Annotated in this window: 16 protein-coding genes; 8 read left to right on the top strand and 8 right to left on the bottom strand. The window is 66.6% G+C overall.

Annotated features, from left to right (window positions below):
• Positions 1-3 precede the first annotated feature (3 nt).
• Genes tssC through tssA form a run of 3 tightly spaced genes read right to left on the bottom strand, consistent with a single transcriptional unit; the run spans position 4 to position 3,610 of the window.
• Positions 4-1,479, bottom strand: a complete 1,476-nt coding sequence (gene tssC, locus PA6_RS18220; protein WP_021702433.1) for a type VI secretion system contractile sheath large subunit — start codon at positions 1,477-1,479, stop codon at positions 4-6.
• A 23-nt stretch (positions 1,480-1,502) separates the two neighbouring features.
• Positions 1,503-2,009, bottom strand: coding sequence for a type VI secretion system contractile sheath small subunit (tssB, locus tag PA6_RS18215; protein ID WP_021702432.1), 507 nt, complete (start codon positions 2,007-2,009; stop codon positions 1,503-1,505).
• A 38-nt stretch (positions 2,010-2,047) separates the two neighbouring features.
• The gene (gene tssA / locus PA6_RS18210) at positions 2,048-3,610 is read right to left on the bottom strand and encodes a type VI secretion system protein TssA (RefSeq protein ID WP_021702431.1); all 1,563 of its coding nucleotides are present in this window, start codon (positions 3,608-3,610) and stop codon (positions 2,048-2,050) included.
• A gap of 584 nt (positions 3,611-4,194) precedes the next feature.
• Between tssA and PA6_RS18205 the strand changes: the two genes are divergently transcribed.
• Genes PA6_RS18205 through PA6_RS18195 form a run of 3 tightly spaced genes read left to right on the top strand, consistent with a single transcriptional unit; the run spans position 4,195 to position 8,643 of the window.
• Entirely contained in the window at positions 4,195-4,758 is a 564-nt protein-coding gene (locus tag PA6_RS18205; RefSeq protein WP_021702430.1) for a LemA family protein, read from the top strand.
• Between the two features lie 2 nt (positions 4,759-4,760).
• The gene (locus PA6_RS18200; protein WP_021702429.1) at positions 4,761-6,689 is read left to right on the top strand and encodes a DUF2207 domain-containing protein; all 1,929 of its coding nucleotides are present in this window, start codon (positions 4,761-4,763) and stop codon (positions 6,687-6,689) included.
• A 52-nt stretch (positions 6,690-6,741) separates the two neighbouring features.
• Positions 6,742-8,643: a DUF2207 domain-containing protein gene (locus PA6_RS18195; protein WP_021702428.1), complete on the top strand. Its 1,902-nt coding sequence runs from the start codon at positions 6,742-6,744 to the stop codon at positions 8,641-8,643.
• 3 nt (positions 8,644-8,646) lie between these two features.
• Here the strand turns inward: PA6_RS18195 and folE2 are convergent, their stop codons facing one another.
• Positions 8,647-9,540 (bottom strand): GTP cyclohydrolase FolE2, encoded by an 894-nt coding sequence (gene folE2, locus PA6_RS18190; RefSeq protein WP_021702427.1) that lies wholly within the window; start codon positions 9,538-9,540, stop codon positions 8,647-8,649.
• Between the two features lie 192 nt (positions 9,541-9,732).
• Here folE2 and zigA point away from each other — a divergent pair, with 192 nt between their 5' ends.
• Both zigA and PA6_RS18180 read left to right on the top strand, forming a co-directional pair.
• Positions 9,733-10,938 (top strand): zinc metallochaperone GTPase ZigA, encoded by a 1,206-nt coding sequence (zigA, locus tag PA6_RS18185; RefSeq protein WP_021702426.1) that lies wholly within the window; start codon positions 9,733-9,735, stop codon positions 10,936-10,938.
• Positions 10,938-11,579 (top strand): DUF1826 domain-containing protein, encoded by a 642-nt coding sequence (locus PA6_RS18180; RefSeq protein WP_021702425.1) that lies wholly within the window; start codon positions 10,938-10,940, stop codon positions 11,577-11,579. Before zigA ends, PA6_RS18180 begins: the two co-directional genes overlap by 1 nt.
• Before the next feature lie 140 nt (positions 11,580-11,719).
• Here the strand turns inward: PA6_RS18180 and PA6_RS18175 are convergent, their stop codons facing one another.
• Positions 11,720-12,073: a hypothetical protein gene (locus PA6_RS18175; protein ID WP_021702424.1), complete on the bottom strand. Its 354-nt coding sequence runs from the start codon at positions 12,071-12,073 to the stop codon at positions 11,720-11,722.
• A 70-nt stretch (positions 12,074-12,143) separates the two neighbouring features.
• Between PA6_RS18175 and PA6_RS18170 the strand changes: the two genes are divergently transcribed.
• Complete coding sequence (locus PA6_RS18170; RefSeq protein WP_021702423.1) at positions 12,144-13,109, top strand: CobW family GTP-binding protein; 966 nt, start codon at positions 12,144-12,146, stop codon at positions 13,107-13,109.
• Here PA6_RS18170 and PA6_RS18165 read toward each other — a convergent pair.
• From PA6_RS18165 to PA6_RS18155, 3 genes are all read right to left on the bottom strand, one after another.
• Positions 13,106-13,459 (bottom strand): hypothetical protein, encoded by a 354-nt coding sequence (locus PA6_RS18165; protein ID WP_021702422.1) that lies wholly within the window; start codon positions 13,457-13,459, stop codon positions 13,106-13,108. The genes PA6_RS18170 and PA6_RS18165 overlap by 4 nt on opposite strands.
• Positions 13,460-13,529: 70 nt before the next feature.
• The gene (locus PA6_RS18160) at positions 13,530-14,360 is read right to left on the bottom strand and encodes an extracellular medium-chain-length polyhydroxyalkanoate depolymerase (protein WP_021702421.1); all 831 of its coding nucleotides are present in this window, start codon (positions 14,358-14,360) and stop codon (positions 13,530-13,532) included.
• A gap of 165 nt (positions 14,361-14,525) precedes the next feature.
• Positions 14,526-15,359 (bottom strand): extracellular medium-chain-length polyhydroxyalkanoate depolymerase, encoded by an 834-nt coding sequence (locus tag PA6_RS18155; RefSeq protein WP_021702420.1) that lies wholly within the window; start codon positions 15,357-15,359, stop codon positions 14,526-14,528.
• 225 nt (positions 15,360-15,584) lie between these two features.
• On the opposite strand from PA6_RS18155, the gene PA6_RS18150 reads away from it, so the two are divergent.
• Both PA6_RS18150 and PA6_RS18145 read left to right on the top strand, forming a co-directional pair.
• Complete coding sequence (locus PA6_RS18150; RefSeq protein WP_021702419.1) at positions 15,585-17,345, top strand: DUF1302 domain-containing protein; 1,761 nt, start codon at positions 15,585-15,587, stop codon at positions 17,343-17,345.
• 11 nt (positions 17,346-17,356) lie between these two features.
• Entirely contained in the window at positions 17,357-18,709 is a 1,353-nt protein-coding gene (locus PA6_RS18145) for a DUF1329 domain-containing protein (protein ID WP_021702418.1), read from the top strand.
• Positions 18,710-18,720: the final 11 nt, after the last annotated feature.

Here is an 18,720-nt window from a genome sequence, read left to right as displayed (position 1 = left end):
CCCTTACTCCTTGTCCAGCTTGCCGACCAAGGACAGGGTGAAATCGGCACCCATGTACTTGAAGTGCGGGCGCACGTTGAGGCTGACGCGGTACCAGCCCGGCTCGCCTTCCACGTCGCTGACGATCACCTGCGCGGCGCGCAGCGGACGACGGCTGCGGACTTCCGAGCTGGGGTTCTCCTGGTCGGCGACGAACTGGCGGATCCACTTGTTCAGCTCCAGTTCCAGGTCGGTGCGCTCTTTCCACGCGCCGATCTGCTCGCGCTGCAGCACTTTCAGGTAGTGCGCCAGGCGGTTGACGATGAACAGGTAGGGCAGCTGGGTGCCGAGCTTGTAGTTCAGCTCGGCGGTCTTGCCTTCTTCGCTGATGCCGAAGAACTTCGGCTTCTGCGTGGAGTTGGCGGAGAAGAACGCGGCGTTGTCGCTGCCCTTGCGCATGGTCAGGGCGATGAAGCCTTCTTCGGCCAGTTCGTATTCACGACGGTCGGAAACCAGCACTTCGGTGGGGATCTTGGTCTCGATCTCGCCCATGCTCTCGAAGTGGTGCAGCGGCAGGTCTTCCACCGCGCCACCGCTCTGCGGGCCGATGATGTTCGGGCACCAGCGGAACTTGGCGAAGCTGTCGGTCAGCTTGGAGGCGAAGGTGTAGGCGGTGTTGCCCCACAGGTAGTGCTCGTGGCTGGCGGACACGCTCTCCTTGTAGACGAAGGTCTTCACCGGGTTCTCTTCCGGATCGTAGGGGTTGCGCAGCAGGAAGCGCGGCAGGGTCAGGCCGACGTAGCGCGCGTCTTCGCGCTCGCGGAAGCTCTGCCACTTGGCGAACTGCGGGCCCTCGAAGTGATCCTTGAGATCCTTGAGGTTGGGCAGGCCGGTGAAGCTTTCCAGGCCGAAGAATTTCGGGCCGGCGGCGGCGATGAACGGCGCGTGGGCCATGCAGGCGACCGAGGCCACGTGCTGCAGGGTCTTGATGTCCGGTGAGCTGGGGTCGAAGAAGTAGTTGGCGACGATGGCGCCGACCGGCTGGCCGCCGAACTGGCCGTATTCGGCGGTGTAGATGTGCTTGTACAGGCCGGACTGGGTGATTTCCGGGCTGTCCTCGAAGTCATCCAGCAGGTCCTGCTTGGAGGCGTTGAGGATCTCCAGCTTGGTGTTCTCGCGGAAATCGGTGCGATCGACCAGCAGCTTGAGGCCGCGCCAGGAGGATTCCAGAGCCTGGAAGTCGGCGTGGTGGAGGATCTCGTCCATCTGCCGGCTGAGCTTGGCGTCGATCTCCGCAATCATGCGGTCGACCATGGCCTTCTTCACCGGCTCGTTCTGGTTGTGCGGCTTCAGCAGCTCTTCGATGAAGGCGGACACGCCACGCTTGGCGATGTCATAGGCCTCGTCATCCGGGGTCAGGCGGGTTTCCGCGATGATGCGGTCGAGAATGCCAGCTTCGGCGACATTCCGGGTGCTTTCCACTACTGCACTGGTGCTCATGCTCGGGCTTCCTTGTCGAGGGTTCAGGCGTCTTGCTGGGCTTGGGCGGCGAGGCCCAGTTCACCCAGTACGCGGTCACGGGAGTCGTCGTCGGAGAGAACGCTTTCGATCGCTTTGCGGAAGGCCGGGGCGTTGCCCAGCGGGCCTTTCAGGGCGACCAGGGCGTCGCGCAGTTCCATCAGCTTCTTCAGCTCGGGGACCTGGTCGACCACGGCGGCCGGGTTGAAGTCCTTCATCGAGTTGATGCGCAGCTGCACCGGCAGCTCGTCGTCGGTTTCTTCGTCCTGCAGGCGGTTGGGCACGGCGAAGGTCAGGCTCAGCTCCTGCTTGCCCAGCACTTCGTCGAAGTTGTTCTTGTCGATGCTGATCGGCTTGCGGTCCTCGATCTTGCGGTCGTCGGCGCGCTGGGTGAAATCACCCAGAACCATCAACTTGAGGGGCAGTTCGATCTCTTCCTGAGCACCGCCGGTCGCCGGTTTGAAGGTGACGTTGATGCGTTCCTTGGGTGCTACCGAGCCTTCTTTGGCCATGGTTGTTCTCCTTTACGTTAAGCGGAGGCCTGGCGGCCTCAATCCAGCACCACTTCGAGATCGAGGTGGCACAGCCTGCGGTGGATCTCTTCCTTGCGCTCGCGGATCGCGTGGTTCTGCGGCAGCAGCTCGTAGCAGTTGTGCAGCAGACGCAGCACTTCCAGGGCGAGATCGGGTTCCCACTCGCCGAGGCCGGAGGCCTGCAGCGTCTGGTCGAGGGATTCGAGTTGGGTCTTGGCCAGTTCGTGCTTCTTCGCCGCGCTGCACAGGCGCGCCAGGGCGAGCTGCCAGAAGAACCGCGCGCGGCCGCCCTGGGCCTGGGCCATGCCCTGCTTGAGCTGCTGCACCGCGGGCTTCAGGCCGTCCTTGCGCAGGCGTGGCAGGGCCGCTTGCAGGGCGACTTCCCAGGCCGGCAGCTCGCCGCCGGCGCCAACCTGCACGGTCGGTTCGGCGCTCGGCGGCTGCAGGTGCGGCAGCACGCTGGCGCCTATCCAGGCGCGGGTCTCGGCATCGGCGAAGGGCGCGCCGTCGTGGTAGCGCAGTTCGTCCAGGCCGGGTACGCGCTGCAGGAACAGCGCCAGCTGCATCTCCACTTCGACCATGGCGGCCTCGGCGCCGAGTTCCTGCAGGCATTCCCAGGCCAGGCGCTGGCCATCCAGCCAGAATGGCGCGCGGGCGATGCTGGCTTCCACTTCCACCAGCAGGTCGGCGTACTGGCCGGCGGCGAAGCGCTCGGCGAAGCTGGCCAGCTTGTCGGCGGGCAAACCGCGCAGGGCGGTGATCTGTTCGGCATTGGCCTGCGGCAGGCCATCGATCGGCAGCCACAGCAGGGTGCGGGACAGGCGCAGGGCGCGCAGGTCGCTGGCCTTCTGCTTCAGCCACCAGGCACACAGCGGCCGAGCACCGTCCTGCAGGGCGCGCAGCGACTTGTGCGCGTCGCGCTCGTTGTCCAGCGGGGCGCTGGGGTTGATCACCTGGGCGGCGGCCTGTTTGACCTGAGCGATGGCCGCGCCGACCATCCCGGGTTCGCTCTGGCCCTGGCTGGCACGGTTGATCTGCTCGTCCAGGCGGCGGCACAGCGGCAGCAGCAGCGGTGCTTCCTCGCCCAGACGCTGCGCCAGGCAGGTCTCCAGGCCGCGCAGCAGCTCGGCCAGGGAGCGGAACAGCGGCAGCTGCGCGGCCACCGGGATGTCCTCGGCCAGGGCTTTTTCCAGGCGCGGGGTGAGCCAGGCTAGGGCGGCGGCGCGGGTGCGGTCCTTGCGCGGGTGCAGCTCGTTCCAGCGCTCGCCACACAGCAGGTGGAGCAGGCCGAGACCCGCCTGCAGGCCGGCCAGTCCCTCGCGCTGGTACAGCGCCCAGGTCATCCAGCAGGCGGCGCGCAGATCCTTGGAGTGATGACGCAGCAGCGCCTCGCTCAGATCGCGGATCTTCTGCCAGTCGATGGCCTCGGTCTGGTGCAGGGACGCGGCTTTTTCCAGCTCGCCTTCGAGGGTTTCGAATTCGCCGGAATAACGCATATCGGCACCGGCGAAATCTCCATCGTTAATGGGGTTTTTCGCCAGCTGCAAATAATGCTCAGCCAGGGGTGAAAGTGCAGTCATTCCTTTGACTCTGTTCGCTATCCAGCAACTTCCGATGGCTTCTTATATATATGAAGCAAGCGGTTGCTTGGTTGATATGTGCAACTTTCTGCGCAGTTGTTTGCGCAAGTAGTTGCACAGAATCCTTCTGGGGTGGGCATCCTAGACCCGCTGGCGAGGTCGGGCAAGGCGGAAAGTGTGAAGTGTTAGACAAGCGCAAAGATTGCCTGAAGTGTGCTCGGGCCAAGTCTGTAGCAAACTTTGACGCCAATTTCAGGGATAGTGGCCAATCGCTGTTTATATGTTGGTTATTTGTTTAATTCGTGTAAGAAATGGCTTACTTGAAGTTTTGCCATGGTTCACATTTGGCCATCACTGAAGTGGCGTCAGTGTGAACCGGCGCGGCATTTTCATTGTGCGCTGGTTCATGGTCGTTGCCTGGCTGGCTTTGCCGCCTGGCCATGCGAGGCGAGGGGCGGCGAGCGCCTGCACCTGCACCTGCACGTGTTGTGCTGTTGTGCTGTTGGGCGGCTGTGGCGCAATCGGCGGCATCGGCCTGGTTCGGCAGGTACACTGGGCGCCTGGAACTAGCCGGGGGCGAGGGAATGCAGGGATTCGGATGGTGGGGCGGTGCCCTGTGCGTGCTGGTGCTGTTGGCCGGTATCTATGGCTACAACCGCCTGGTGTTCAACCGCGCGCGGGTGGCGGAGGCCTGGAGTGGCATCGATGTGCAACTCAAGCGCCGTTCCAGCCTGATCCCGCAGTTGGTCGCCTGTCTCAAGGCCTACATGGCGCATGAGCGCGATACCCTGGAAGAGCTGGTCATTCGGCGTGGCGAAGCGCAGGCCCACGAGCGCGATGGCGCCGCTGGCCGCGGCCCGATCGAAGGCCAGTTGTCGGCCGCCCTGCAGCGCACCTTTGCCCTGGTCGAGGGGTATCCGGAGCTCAAGGCTGACGCGGTGTTCCTCGACCTGCAGCGCAATCTGAGCGAGGTCGAGGAGCATATCCAGATGGCGCGCCGCTACTACAACGGCGCCGTGCGCGAGCTCAACGTGCTGGTCGAGTCGGTGCCGAGCAACCTGCTGGCCAAGGCCTTCGGTTTTCGCTGCGCCGCCTATTTTGCCCTGGATGACGCCCGCGACGGGCTGTCGCCGCAATTGGAGTTCTGAACATGCCGGGATGGCTGAAACCCCTGCTGCTGTTGTGTGCCGTGCTGCCTGGCGTGACGCTGGCGCAGGAAGTGATCGAGGATTTCGCCGTCGAGCTGCAGGTTCGCAACGATGGCCGGCTGGACGTGACCGAGCGCATCACCGTGCAGGCCGAGGGCGACAAGATCCAGCGCGGCATCTATCGCGACATTCCGGTGACCTATCGCCTGCCCGGTGGTCTGCTGCGCAAGACGCCGATCGACCTGCTCAGCGCCACCCGCGACGGTGAAGCCGAGTCGGTGCGCCGTGAGAGCCAGGGCGCCTACCAGCGTTTCTACCTCGGTTCGCCACATATCCAGCTGGACCCGGGGCGCTACGTGTACGAACTGCGCTACCGGGTCGATCCGCAGCTGCTGCAGCGGCCGGACGAGGACGAGCTGTACTGGAACGTCACCGGCAATGCCTGGGCGTTCCCGATCCTGCAGGCGTCGGCGCGTGTGCGGTTGCCGGCCGGGGCCAAGATTGGTCAGCTCGCCGGCTACACCGGCGCCAGCGGAGCGCAGGGCCGGGGCTATCGGGTCGTGGAGCTGACCGACGACACGCTGCTGGTGGAAACCACCGTCGTGCTGCCGCCTCAGCAGGGCTTCACCATTGCCCTGGACTGGCAGTCCGGACTGATCGAGCGGCCCGGCCTGTTTCAGCGCGGCTTGCGCCTGCTGTTCGACAACGCCGGCCTGACGCTGGGCGGGCTGCTCTGGCTGGCGCTGCTGGGCTACTACCTGCGCACCTGGCGGCGTGTCGGGCGCGACCCGCGCAAGGGCCTGCATATCGTGCGCTTCGAGGCGCCGGACGACCTCAGCCCGACCCAGGTCGGCTATCTCTGGCACCGTGGCTTTCGCGGCGCCTTCGATGAGGCGCGGGCGCTGAGCATCTGCTTCACCGACTGGGCCATCCAGGGTCTGATTCGCCTGCAGGACCGGCCGCGTGCCGAGGGTTTTGTCATCCAGCGCGGCAAGAAGCCGATCGAGTCGGCCCGCATCGGCGAAATCGAGTGGCTACGCCGGCTGTTCCCGACGAGCAAGGGCGACCGGCCGCTGGAGTTGGGCAGTACCTACCAGCCGCGCCTGGCCGAGATGAAGGCGCGCATGGTCGACAGCCTGCAGACCCACGGCAACCTGTGGCACGCCACCAACCGCGGGGCCTGGGCCACCGGCCTGGCCCTGGCGGTTCCGGGCATGCTGGTTGCCGCGCTGGCCGGGCTGGAGGGCGACGAGCAATGGGCGCTGGGGATCGGCGGCCTGCTGTTCTCCTTCGGCTTCGGCATTCCCTTCGCCATCATGCTGGTGATGGCCGCGCGGCAGTCGACCTGGGGCAAGCGCATCGGCATGGGCCTGGTGGCCCTAATGTTCGGCTGGCCGGTGCCGATCGGCCTGGGCATGTTGTATTCCGCCACGTCGTTGCCGGTGCTGCTGCTGTTCATCGCTTTCCTGGTGCAGCTGGTGCTGTTCTACCGCTGGCTGGAGGCGCCTTCGGTGAAAGGCCAGGCGCTGCTGGATGCGGCGGCCGGCTACCGTGACTACCTGCAACTGGCCGAGAGCGAGGTGCTGGCCCGTGCCGGTGATGCACCGGCCATGAGCATCGAGCTGTACGAACGCCACCTGCCCTATGCCATGGCGCTGGGCGTGGAGGCGCAGTGGAGTGCGCGCTTTGCCGCTGCGCTGGAGGCTGGCCTGGTCGACCCGAGCCTGCACGAGTACCAGCCGGACTGGTACAAGGCACGGAGCAGCTTCAGCTCGCCGAGTGCCTTCAGTGGTGCCCTCAGTTCCAGCCTGGTCAGTGCCAGTGCCAGCGCGTCGACGCCGCCGGCCAGCTCGTCTTCGTCCTCCGGCGGCTCTTCCGGGGGCGGTTCCTCCGGTGGTGGTAGCGGCGGCGGTGGCGGGGGTGGCTGGTAGGTCGCTTCACCGCCTAACCCGGCGCCTTCGGGTGCCTACAAGGAGTTTACTCATGCCAGGAAGGCTGTTTTCCCTGCTGTTTTGCGCCTGTCTGTCGTTGTCGGTGCAGGCTGCCGAGGTCATCGAATCCTTTGCCGCGACGCTGCAGGTGCAGCGCGATGGCCTGTTGCTGGTCAGCGAGCGCATCGTGGTGCAGGCGCAGGGCGAGCAGATTCGGCGCGGTATCTATCGCGAGCTGCCGGATCTCTATCGCCTGAGCCCTGGCCTGCAGCGCAGCACGCCGATCCAGTGGCTCGGAGCCACACGCAACGGCCAGCCGGAAAGTACCAGGGCCGTGCGCGAGACCTATGGCGAGCGGCTCTATCTGGGCAGTGCGGATCGCCTGCTCGAACCGGGGCGGCATACCTATGAGCTGCGTTACCGTGTCGACCCGCAGTTGCTGCAGAGTGAGCAGCGTGACGAGCTTTACTGGAACGTCACCGGCAATAGCTGGGCATTGCCGATTCTCGAGACCCGTGTCGAGGTGCTGCTGCCCGAGGGTGCGCGGCTGGGGGCGGCGCATGCCTACACGGGGTTCAAGGGTGCGCAAGGGCGCGACTACCGCATCGTGGCGCGCGACGACGCACGTCTGGAGGTCGTCAGCACGGAGACACTGGATCCAGGCGAGGGGCTGACCCTGGCAGTGGACTGGCAGTCCGGGCTGGTGACTCGGCCGGCAGCCTGGCAACGCACCTGGCGCCTGCTGGTCGACAACCCCCAGGTGCCCAAGGGCGCATTGGCCGTGCTCGTGCTGTTGGGCTTCTATGGCCTGTGCTGGTATCGCCTGGGGCGTGATCCCAGGCCCGGGTTGATGGTGCCGCGCTACGAGCCGCCCGAGGGGCTGAGCCCGGCCATGGTCAGTTTTCTCTGGCATCGCGGTTTCGCGGGTGGTCTCGACGGTGTGCGCGAGCTGGGTGTGAGTCTCACCGATATGGCAATACGCGGACTGCTCAGGTTCGAGGCCGAAGCCGGCAATCTGCTGCTGCAGCGCGGCAGCCTGGCGAGCGAGGCGGCGAACTTTGAGGAGCGCAAGCTGCTCGATCAGCTGTTTGCCGAGGAGCAGCCATTGCCGCTGGGGAGCAAGTTCCAGCCGCGCCTGCAGAGCGCGCGTGCCGCGTTGAACACGCAGCTGCAGCGCTTCGCCGAGCGCTATCGTTCATCGAACAGCGATGCCTGGCTGATCGGGGCGGGCATTGCGGCCATCGCGACCCTGATTCTGCTGTTCGGCAGTATCGAGGGCGCCGCCGTCAAGGAGGTGGCGGGGCTGTCCCTGGTGGCTCTGGTGCTCGGTGGTTTTGGGCTGCTGTTGCTACGCGACGGCACGGTGGCGGGAGGCCTCGTCGCCCTGCTGTTCGCGTTGATCGCATTGGGCGGGTTGGCCACGCGCGTCGGCGACTACACGCTGCTTGCGATCGTACTGCTCTGGCTGCAGGTGCTGCTGTTCCGCTTTCTGCTGCCGGCGTCGACGTCTGAGGGGCGACAGCTGCTGGATGAGCTGGCTGGCTATCGCGAGTACCTGCAGCTGGCCGAGGAGGATAGCCTGGCGCAGGCCGGGGCCGCGCCGCCCATGAACATCGCGCAGTATGAGCGGCACCTGCCCTATGCCATGGCGCTGGGGGTGGAGGAACAGTGGACGGCGCGTTTCGTCACGGCTCTGGCTGCCGGGTTGATCGAGCCGCAACTGCGCGAGTATCGGCCAGGCTGGTCGCTGGGGCGTGACGCCGAGGGTATCAACCGCGAGCTTGCGCCCAGCCTCTATCGCGGAGTGGCCAGCGCCTGTGTCGAGACCCCGGTCAGGCAGTCGTCGACCTCTCGTTCCATGCCGAGCGCGCCGAGTTCCAGCGGTGGTTCTGCATCCTCGGGAGGCGGTTCCTCCGGCGGTGGTAGCGGTGGTGGCGGCGGGGGCGGCTGGTAGGTCTCAGCGCCAGTTCCAGCTGCCCTGGGCCGCTGCATCGTGGGCATGCAGGCTTTCGGCGTGCACCACCTCCAGGGCAAAGCCGAGCAGCCCGTTTTGCGCCCGCAAGGCTCGATGCAGGCGGCGTGCGGCGTCCTCGCAGAACATCAGGTTCTGCCCGTTGGCCAGGGCGAAGGCCTGCTCATCGGCGCGCTTGACCGCCGTCTGCAGGGCGGTGCCCAGGGCGGCCTCGGCGCTGTCCAGCCAGTGCAGCAGCGGCAGCTCTTGCAGAGTCGGGTCCAGGCGCAGCTGCAGGCGCGCCTCGCTGCGCTGGCTATGGGGCGTGGCGAGAATGCCTTCTGAGCTGCCGAGCCAGTCCAGGATGTCCGCATGATCGAGTGATTTACCTGCAAAATCATTAATAAATCGCTGCTGAATCAGTTGCCGGGCCAGCGCCGCCGAGCATGGGCAGGTCGAGGAATAGCCCAGTGTCAGCTGCAGTTCCACGTGAAACCCCCTGGCGTCCAGGCGGGTGTTGAGTGCCACGGGGTAGGCCTTCCAGCCGGCCAGCGGGCTGATCAGTGCCGGGCGCTTGAGCAGCAGCTCGCCGCGCAGGTTGAGGTAGGCGCGCTGCGCCAGGCCTGCGTGGCTGTCCAGGAACTGGCGCAGTACCTGCTGCACGGCCGGCAGGGTCAGCGGCTGGTGTTCCAGGTCCTGCAGCGCCAGGTACAGGCGCGACATGTGAATGCCCCGCGCGCTGGCGTCATCCAGGCTGACCCCGGCGTCCACCCTACAGGCCAGCGGCGTGCCGGCCAACTGCACGGGCAGGGCGATCTGCTGCATGCCGACGAAGTCCAGCGCGGGCTGCGTCTGGGTGCTGATTTGCATGGCGATATCGGGGAGGGTCGGGGCGTTCATCGGTGATCCGGGGTTGATTTCTCCAGTTTGCGTTATGTTATAACAAAAATAGATCGACACTGACGAGACCTGCCTGTGCTCAGCGAGGCCGACTTGCCGACACCTGTCTGAACCAGGCGCAGCAGGCGTTCGCCAGCCTGGGCGTCGAGGCCAAGGAACGTCAGGAACAACGCGAGCTGCGAGGAAACCCCAATGGATAACCGCTTACCCGTCACCGTGCTGTCCGGTTTTCTCGGCGCCGGCAAGAGCACCCTGCTCAACCATGTGCTGAAGAACCGCGACGGCCTGCGCGTGGCGCTGATCGTCAACGACATGAGTGAGATCAATATCGACGGCTCGGAGGTGCAGCGCGACGTCAGCCTCAACCGCGCCGACGAGAAGCTGGTGGAGATGAGCAACGGCTGCATCTGCTGCACCCTGCGCGAAGACCTGCTGGAGGAAGTGGCGCGGCTGGCCCGCGACGGCCGCTTCGACTACCTGCTGATCGAGTCCACCGGCATCAGCGAGCCGCTGCCGGTGGCCGAGACCTTCACCTTCCGCGACGAGCAGGGCCAGAGCCTGTCGGACCTGGCGCGCCTGGATACGCTGGTGACGGTGGTCGACGGGGTGAACTTCCTGCGCGATTTCCATGAGGCGGAGAGTCTGGCCAGCCGTGGCGAAACCCTGGGTGAGGAAGACGAGCGCTCGATCACCGACCTGCTGATCGAGCAGGTGGAGTTCGCCGACGTCATCCTGATCAGCAAGACCGACCTGATCTCCAGCACAGAGCGCGAGGAACTGACGGCCATCCTGCGCGGGCTCAACACCGAAGCCGAGATCCTGCCGATGGTGATGGGCCAGGCGCCGCTGGCGAAGATCCTCAACACCGGCCGCTTCGATTTCGACCGGGCTTCCCAGGCCCCCGGCTGGCTCAAGGAGCTGCGCGGCGAGCACGTGCCGGAGACCGAGGAGTACGGCATCGCCTCGACCGCCTACCAGGCGCGCCGGCCCTTCCACCCGGAGCGCTTCTTCGCCTTCCTCAACCGCGAATGGGTCAACGGCCGTCTGCTGCGCTCCAAGGGCTACTTCTGGCTGGCCAGCCAGTACCAGGAAGCCGGCAGCTGGTCGCAGGCCGGCGGCCTGATGCGCCATGGCTATGCCGGGCGCTGGTGGCGCTTCGTGCCCAAGACCCAGTGGCCGGAGGACGAGGACGGCCTGCGCACCATCATGAGCAAATGGAGCGCCGAGGTCGGCGACTGCCGCCAGGAGCTGGTGTTCATCGGCCAGAACATCGACTTCGCGCGCCTGCGCGCCGAGCTGGACGACTGCCTGCTGACCGACGCCGAAATGGCCGCCGGCCCCGAGGCCTGGCAACGCCTGCCGGACCCCTTCGGCGCCTGGACCGAGGAGGCCGCCTGATGCTGGCGCTCAAGCTGCGCCCGCCGCCCCGCGCGTGCCTTGGGGCCGACCCCGAGGTTCTCGCCGAGGCGCTGCAGGAGGGCGTCAACCTGGCGGTCTGGCAGCGGCGCCTGGCGCCACAGGTCGAGGACTTCGCGCGCATCCTGCTGGCCCAGCCGCTGGAGGTCTCGGAGTCGGTGCAGATCGAGGTCGGCGCCGACGAGCAGCTGCGCCTGCCCGCGCTGCTGCGGGCGCAGGCGGATTTTCATGGCTATGACGCCTTCATTGCCGATCTCACCTGGCTGGTCGAGGCCTTTGCCTGCCTGCTCGGTGCCCGACGCATCGGCCTGCGCCTGCGCAGCCTGGCCAAGCCGATGTGCCCGCGTTTTCACGTCGACCATGTGCCGCTGCGGCTGATCAGCACCTATGCCGGGGTGGCCAGCGAATGGCTGGAGGAGGGTGGCATGGACCGCCGCCGTCTCGGCGACGCTCAGGCCGAGCCGAGTGACAGCGAGCGCATCCAGCGTCTGCAGGCCGGCTGGGTGGCGCTGGCCAAGGGCGAGAAGTGGTCGGGTAACGAAGGCGCCGGGCTGATTCATCGCTCGCCGACACCGTCGCCGGGCGAGCGCCGCCTGCTGCTGACCCTGGACTGGCTGGCCTAGCAGACCGTTGAAAAACTACCTGCGTTGCCATCGCAGCGTTAAAAACAGGCTCAAAATGCTCATTTACCACTTGTAAACTGCGCTTTTTCGCCTGTTTTTGCCTTGCGCTGGCGGCCTCGCCAACGTTTTTCAACAGCCTGCTAGCGCGTCATCCACACGCCCTTGCTCTGCTGCTCGCAGGCGGGCTTGAGGTAGCGGGCGTCGCTGGCCACGCCGTAGTAGTGGATGTCCTGCTGGTAGGGCGTGCCCTGCACCTTGGCGTTGCGGCATTCGCCGAAGGCGCCGGTTGGGCATTGCCCGGCGAAGCTGACCTCGACCTTCTGCCCCTGCAGTTGCGGGGCGCAGAAGCCGGTGCGGAACAGATTGGCCGGGATGCTGCGGTTCTGCTGGCAGAGCTTCACCTCCACCTGCTTGCCTTCGGCATGCACCACGCAGGCCTCGGCCCAGGCCTGGCCGGCCAGGCTCAGCAACAGCAGGGCAAGCATCGCGCGCATCGCATCTCTCCTCGAACAAAGCGGCGACTTTAGCCTTTCCCGCGGCCGCGTGAAACCGCACCATAGCGCCATGCTCGCGAATATCCCGACCCATCTCATCGCCGGCCCCCTGGGGGCTGGAAAGACCAGCCTGATCCGCCATCTGTTGGCGCATAAACCGGCGCATGAGCGCTGGGCGGTGTTGATCAACGAGTTCGGCCAGATTGGCCTGGACCAGGCGCTGCTGACCGGCTCCTACGACGGCGTCAGCCTGAGCGAGATCCCCGGCGGCTGTCTGTGCTGCGTGGCCGGCGCGCCTTTCCAGGTCGGCCTGGCCCGCCTGCTGCGCCAGGCGCGGCCGGATCGCCTGCTGATCGAGCCCTCCGGTCTGGGCCACCCTGCGGAACTGCTGCGTCAGCTGGGCCAGGCGCCCTGGGCCGGGGTGCTGGCTCTGCAGCCGCCGGTGCTGGTGCTGGACGCCGCCGCCCTGGCCGCCGGGCAGGCACTGCCGGAGAGCCAGCAGGCGACCCTGGCGCTGGCCGGCCTGTTGCTGCTGAACAAGGCGGAGGGCCTGGACGAGATGGCGCGCGCGCGGCTGCAGGCGCAGCTGCCGATGCTGCCAATGCGCTGGACCTGCCAGGGCGAGCTGGACTTCGCCGAGCTGCCCGGCAGTAACGTGCAGGCCGGACCGGAGCAGGACAACGGGCTGCCGGCCGCCGGGCGCGAGCCGCTGGCGCAGATCTGGCGTGACCCGCAGGAGCCGATCTGCCAGGTGCAGGCGCAGGCTGAGGGCTGGAGCATCGGCTGGCGGGTACATCCTTCTCAGGTATTCGAACTGGAACGGGTGCAGGCCTGGCTGGCCGGGCTGCCTTGGCGGCGGGCCAAGCTGGTGCTGCACGGCGAGAGCGGCTGGCACTCGGCCAACGCGCTGCAAGGCGCGGCGCTGCAGTGGCGAGACAGTGAGTGGCGGCGCGATTCGCGCCTGGAGCTGATTTTCGCCGCGCCGCAGCAGGCGCAGGCGCTGCAGGCCGGACTGCTGGCCTGTCGGCGCCGCTAGTGTTGCAGCAGGGCTTCGGCCAGGCTGCCGAGCAGCACCAGGGCCAGTAGCGCCAGGCTGGCGCGGCGCACGGCAGCGGAGCGGCAGAAGGCGATCAGGCGGTTGTCCCGCGCGTCGGCGAGCTGCAGGTGGTGCTCATGCTCGCCCGGCGCCTGATGGAGCGCCTGCCAGGCACGCGGCGCGTCGCCGTCATGCGGCAGCAGCAGGGCGTAGCGATGACCGCGGGCTTCCTCGCCGAGGTCGCAGGCGATGGCCTCGATGCCCAGCTCGTTGAGCCGATCGCGGAGGAAGTCGATGTAGCTGCCGTTGTCGGAGGTGCGCAGGTTCTGCAACGTGTGGTCCTTGTCCACGATGGTCGGGCCGGCCGCCGGGCGGCCGGTCGCGATGGTAGCAGATTGCCAGTTTGTGATGCGTTTGGCGTTATGGGTGGGCCGCGAACCAGGCGAGGATCTTGCCCGGTGAGGCGGCGAACCACTCGTGGCTGCCCAGCGGCTCGGTGTAGCGCGCCGTTTCGATGCCCTGATAAAGCAGGCGGTCGTAGTACAGGTCCATGCTCCACCAGGGCACTACCGCATCGATGAAGCCATGCACGAACAGGGTCGGCGGGTGGTCGGCGGGCAGCTCCGGTACCACGCACAGCGGCCCGCTGCAGGTGGCATAGGAGCCGGACTGGATGGCCAGGGCGCGGAATTTGCCGGGGAAGGACACCGCCATGCGGCTGGTGTTGTAGCCGCCGCTGCTGATGCCGGTGGCGTACTGGCGCTGCGCGTCGAGCGGGCCGAAGTGGCCGGCGGCGATGGCCGCCAGCACGTTGCCGAGGAAGTCGTAGTCGGTGCTCAGCTCGTAGGCCTGCGCCAGGCCGGGGATGTTGGTCTGCCAGAACAGGTCGGCCGGCGCGCTGGGGGCGATCACCGCGTAGCCGTTGTCGAGCAGGGTGCGGATCAGCTTGCCCTCGTAGAAGCCGCCGAACGGCTGGTTGCTGTAGTAGGTGAAGTTGTCCAGCGGGAAGAACGAGCCCTGGTAGACCAGCACCACCGGCCAGCCGCCGGCGGGCGGCGTGCCCAGTGGCGTCTGGTAGATCACCTGGCGGGCGCCGATCACGCCGGAATCGATCCAGGTGGTCTGGTGGCTGCAGCTGATCTTGGCGGGCAACAGCAACGACTTCGGCCTTTCGCTGCAGCGCGAGTCGGCCAGGGCGGGCAGGGAGCAGAGCAGGAGCAGGCAGCAGAGCAGGGTGCGGGAAGCGATCATGGCGGCGATCTCCGGCGTTGTTGTTGGGCGTACCGCTCACTGAATAGAAACAGGAATTCCGATTCCGTCAAATACTGCAGGTGCACGTCGGGCAAGGCGCTGCTGGGCTCGGTCAGTGCCGTGCTGGCTGGAGTGGCCCCGTCCGGGCGGACGGGGCGGGCGGGCTCAGGGGTGGCGCTGGAACCAGTCGAGGATCTTTACGGGCGAAGCGGCGAACCACTCGTGGCCGCCGTCGGCCTCGCTGTGCAGGGCCGTCTCCACGCCCTGGTAGAGCAGGCCGTCATGGTAGGGCTGCATGCTGCTCCAGGGCACCACGCGGTCGGCCATGCCGTGGAGGAACAGGGTCGGCGGATGGGCGGCCGGCAGCGTCTGCGGCAGCTCGCAGCGCGCACCGACGCAGGTGGCCCAGGACGCCGACTGGATGGCCAGCGCCTTGAAGCGGCCAGGGAAGGACAAGGCCATGCGGCTGGTGTTGTAGCCGCCACTGGAGATACCGCTGGCATACCAGCGCGCAGGGTCGAGCTTGCCAAAGCGGCCGGCGCCCATTGCCTTGAACAGGTTGTTGAAGAACAGCTGATCGTTGCTCGCCGCGTAGTCCTCGGCGTACTGCGGGTCGTTGGTCTGCCAGGCTTCGGCGGCGGTCAGCGCGTTGGGGGCGATCACCGCATAGCCGCTGTCGAGCAGGGCGCGTACCAGCTCGCCCTGGTGGTAGCCGCCGAAGGGCGCATCGCTGGCGTAGGTGAAGCCACTGACCCGCACCAGCGAGCCATGGAACAGCAGGGCGACCGGCCAGCCTGCGCTGGGTGCGCTACCGGTCGGTACCTGGAACACCACCTTGCGCTGGCCGGCGCTGCCGGAGTCGATCCAGGCCGTCTGTGCGCTGCAGCTGATGCTGGTGGCGGTCGAGGTGCAGCGCGAGGCGGCCTGGGCCTGCAGTGGCAGGTTGGCGGCCGCCAGCAGGGCGGCGCCGAGGATCAGGGAGGAACGGACAGTAGGCATGGGCTACTCCTGCTATCGATGGAACGCAGGGGAGTAGACGCCCGGCTGGCGGGAATATCACCAAATATTGGCGCCATATTTCCGGCAGTCGATGGGTGGCGGCGCTAAGCGAGCGGGGAGGCGGCAGAAAAATATCGGCCGTGACTTGCCAGGGGTCTGATCGACTTCTACATTGCAACGGAACCGATGTTCCGATTCCGATAAAAACAACAGCTGGAGGTCATCGTGGCATATCAAGGAAGAGGCCTGGCGGTCGCCGGCCTGGCACTGCTCGGCACGCTGCCCCTGGAAGTAGCGCAGGCGTTTCAGGTGCGTTCGGGCGACTGGACCACCTCGCTCGACACCACCGTCTCCTACGGCGTCAGCTACCGCATGGAGGGCCAGGACGACAAGCTGATCGCCCGCGCCAACGGCGGCAGCGGCAGCAACTCGGGGCTGATCAACTCCGACGATGGCAACCTGAACTTCAAGAAGGGCGACCTGTTCTCCGAGATGGTCAAGGTGGTCTCGGAGATGGACCTGCGCTACCAGGAGCGCCACGGTGTGTTTATCCGTGGTCGCGCCTTCTACGACTTCGAGCTGGAGGACGATTCGCGCCGCCACCGCGAGATCAGCGACGGCGGCCTGGACGAGGCCGGCTCCAGCGTCGATCTGCTGGATGCCTTCGTCTACGGCAGCTGGACCCTGAACGAGCGCGACCTCAACGCCCGCCTGGGGCGCCAGGTGATCAACTGGGGCGAGGGGCTGTTCTATCAGAACGGCATCGGCGCGACCAACCCGGTGGACATCAACGCCCTGCGCGCACCTGGCTCGGAAGTGAAGGAGGCCTATATGCCGACCTTCATGGTCTACGGCTCCTACGAGCTGCGCGACAACCTCACGCTGGAAGGCTACTGGCAGCCGGGCAAGGCCTGGGAAGCCTCGAAGATCGACCCCTGCGGCACCTACTTCTCCACCCTCGACCCGCTCGGCGAGGACTGCGAGTACCTGTCCGCCGCGCCGCTGCAGGAGCAGATCACCGGCCGCGTCGGCGAGGCTCTGGCCTTCGACAGCCCGGCCGCCGCGCAGGCCTGGGCCAACAGCCTGGCGCCCGGCCTGGTCAACAATCTGTTGCGCGGCTACATCCCCACCACCTTCATCCCGCGCGCCCAGGACATCGACGGCGACGATTCGGCCCAGTACGGCCTGGCCCTGCGCTGGTACGTGCCGGAGCTGAACGACACCGAGCTGGGCTTCTACTACCTGCGCTACAACATGCAGGTACCGATGATCGGCCTCACCGTCGGCCAGCCCGTGGTGTTGCCGGTGGTCGGCGCACTGCCCGATGCCAGCAGCTCGCGCTACTACGCCGAGTACCTGGAGAAGCGCGACCTGTTCGGCATCAGCTTCAACACCTCGATCGGCGGCGACAGCCTGTTCAACGGCCTGTCGCTGGCGGGCGAGCTGAGCTACCGGCCGGACACGCCGATCGCCCTCGGCCTCAACGAATACCTGCCGACCGCGTTGCTCAACCCGGACGGCCTAGCGGTCGGCACCCGCCTCGACGGCTACCGCGAGAAGGACATGTTCCAGGCCTCGCTGGCCGCCATCTACAACTTCAACGGCCTGCTCGGCTCGGACTCGGCCGCGCTGTTCTCCGAGCTGGTGGCCAGCCGCGTGCAGGGCCTGGAGTCGGACGTCGACTACTACGAGGCCACCAGCAGCGCCTACGGCGCCCAGGCCAGCCTGCAGCTGACCTACACCAACGTGTTCAACCTGGTGAACCTGGTACCCAGCGTCGGCTACCAGTACAGCATCAACGGGGTGGCGCCCCAGCTCACCAATGGCCTGGACGAGGAAGCGCAGAGCTGGTCGGTGGGGCTCGATGCGATCTACCAGGAGTCCCTGACCGTCGGTGCCAAGTACGTCGGCTACAGCGGCGGCGGCATCTCCAACAAGCGCACCGACCGCGACTACCTGACCTTCAACGTCAAATACAGCTTCTGAGAGGGAACGCCATGCACTGTCTGCGAATTACCCTGCTGGCCGCCGCCCTGCTGGCCGCCACCCCGGCCCTGGCCCAGGTCGGCGCCGACCAGGTCGCTCGTCTCGGCCAGGACCTCACCCCGCTGGGCGCGGAAAAGGCCGGCAACGCCGCCGGCACCATCCCGGCCTGGGACGGCGGCCTGGCCAAGGACAGCGGCGCCTTCGACGCCAAGCTCGGCTACAAGGACCCCTTCGCCGCCGACCAGCCGCTGTTCAGCATCAGCGCCGCCAATGCCGAGCAGTACCGCGCCAACCTCAGCCCCGGCCAGCTGGCCATGCTCAAGCGCTATTCCGGCACCTGGAAGCTCAACGTCTACCCGAGCCGTCGCTCCGCCTCCTACCCGGACAAGGTGTATGCCGCGATCAAGGGCAACGCCGCCAGCGCCAGGCTGATCGAGAACGGCAACGGCATCGCCGACTTCAAGCTGGCCACGCCCTTCCCGATTCCGCAGTCGGCGCTGGAAGTGCTGTGGAACCACCTGGTGCGCTACCGCGGCGACAGCGTCAAACGCTACTACGCCCAGGCCGTGCCGCATGCCAGCGGCGACTACTTCATGACCCAGATCGAGGACCTGTTCCTGTTCAACCAGGATGCCGGCGACTACGCCAAGGACAACGGCAACGTGCTGTTCTACTTCCGCCAGTCGGTGCTGGCGCCGGCGCGCCTGGCCGGCACCGAGCTGCTGGTCCACGAGACCGTCAATCAGGTCAAGGAACCGCGCCTGGCCTGGCTCTATGCCGCCGGCCAGCGCCGTGTGCGGCGCACGCCGAACGTCGCCTACGACTCGCCCGGCACCGCCTCCGAGGGCATGCGCACCACCGACAACTTCGACATGTTCTCCGGCGCGCCGGACAAGTACGACTGGCAACTGGTGGGCAAGCAGGAGCTGTACGTGCCCTACAACAGTTACCGCTTCGCGGCCAAAACCAACAAGTACAGCGACATCGTCCAGCCCGGCCACGTCAATCCGGACCTGCTGCGCTACGAGCTGCACCGCGTCTGGCACGTACGCGCCAACCTCAAGGCCGGCCAGCGCCACCAGTACAAGCAGCGCGATCTGTACTTCGACGAGGACAGCTACCAGATCCTGGTGGTCGACCATTACGACAATCGCGACAACCTGTGGCGCCTCGGCGAGTCCTACACCATCAACCTGTATGACCAGCCGCTGGTATGGACCAAGGGCGACGCCGTATATGACCTGATCGGCGGCCGTTATGTGATCGGCATATTGTCCAACGAAGAACCGGCGGAACAGTTCGATATTGCCCTGAAGCCGACCGATTTCACCCCGGCGCAATTACGCCGTGACAGTCGCCGCTGACCCGCGTGGAT

The organism is Aquipseudomonas alcaligenes NBRC 14159 (genome assembly GCF_000467105.1).
Lineage (GTDB): Bacteria > Pseudomonadota > Gammaproteobacteria > Pseudomonadales > Pseudomonadaceae > Aquipseudomonas > Aquipseudomonas alcaligenes.
Note: the sequence above shows the minus strand (reverse complement) of the source record. Positions and strands in the feature narration are given on the sequence as shown.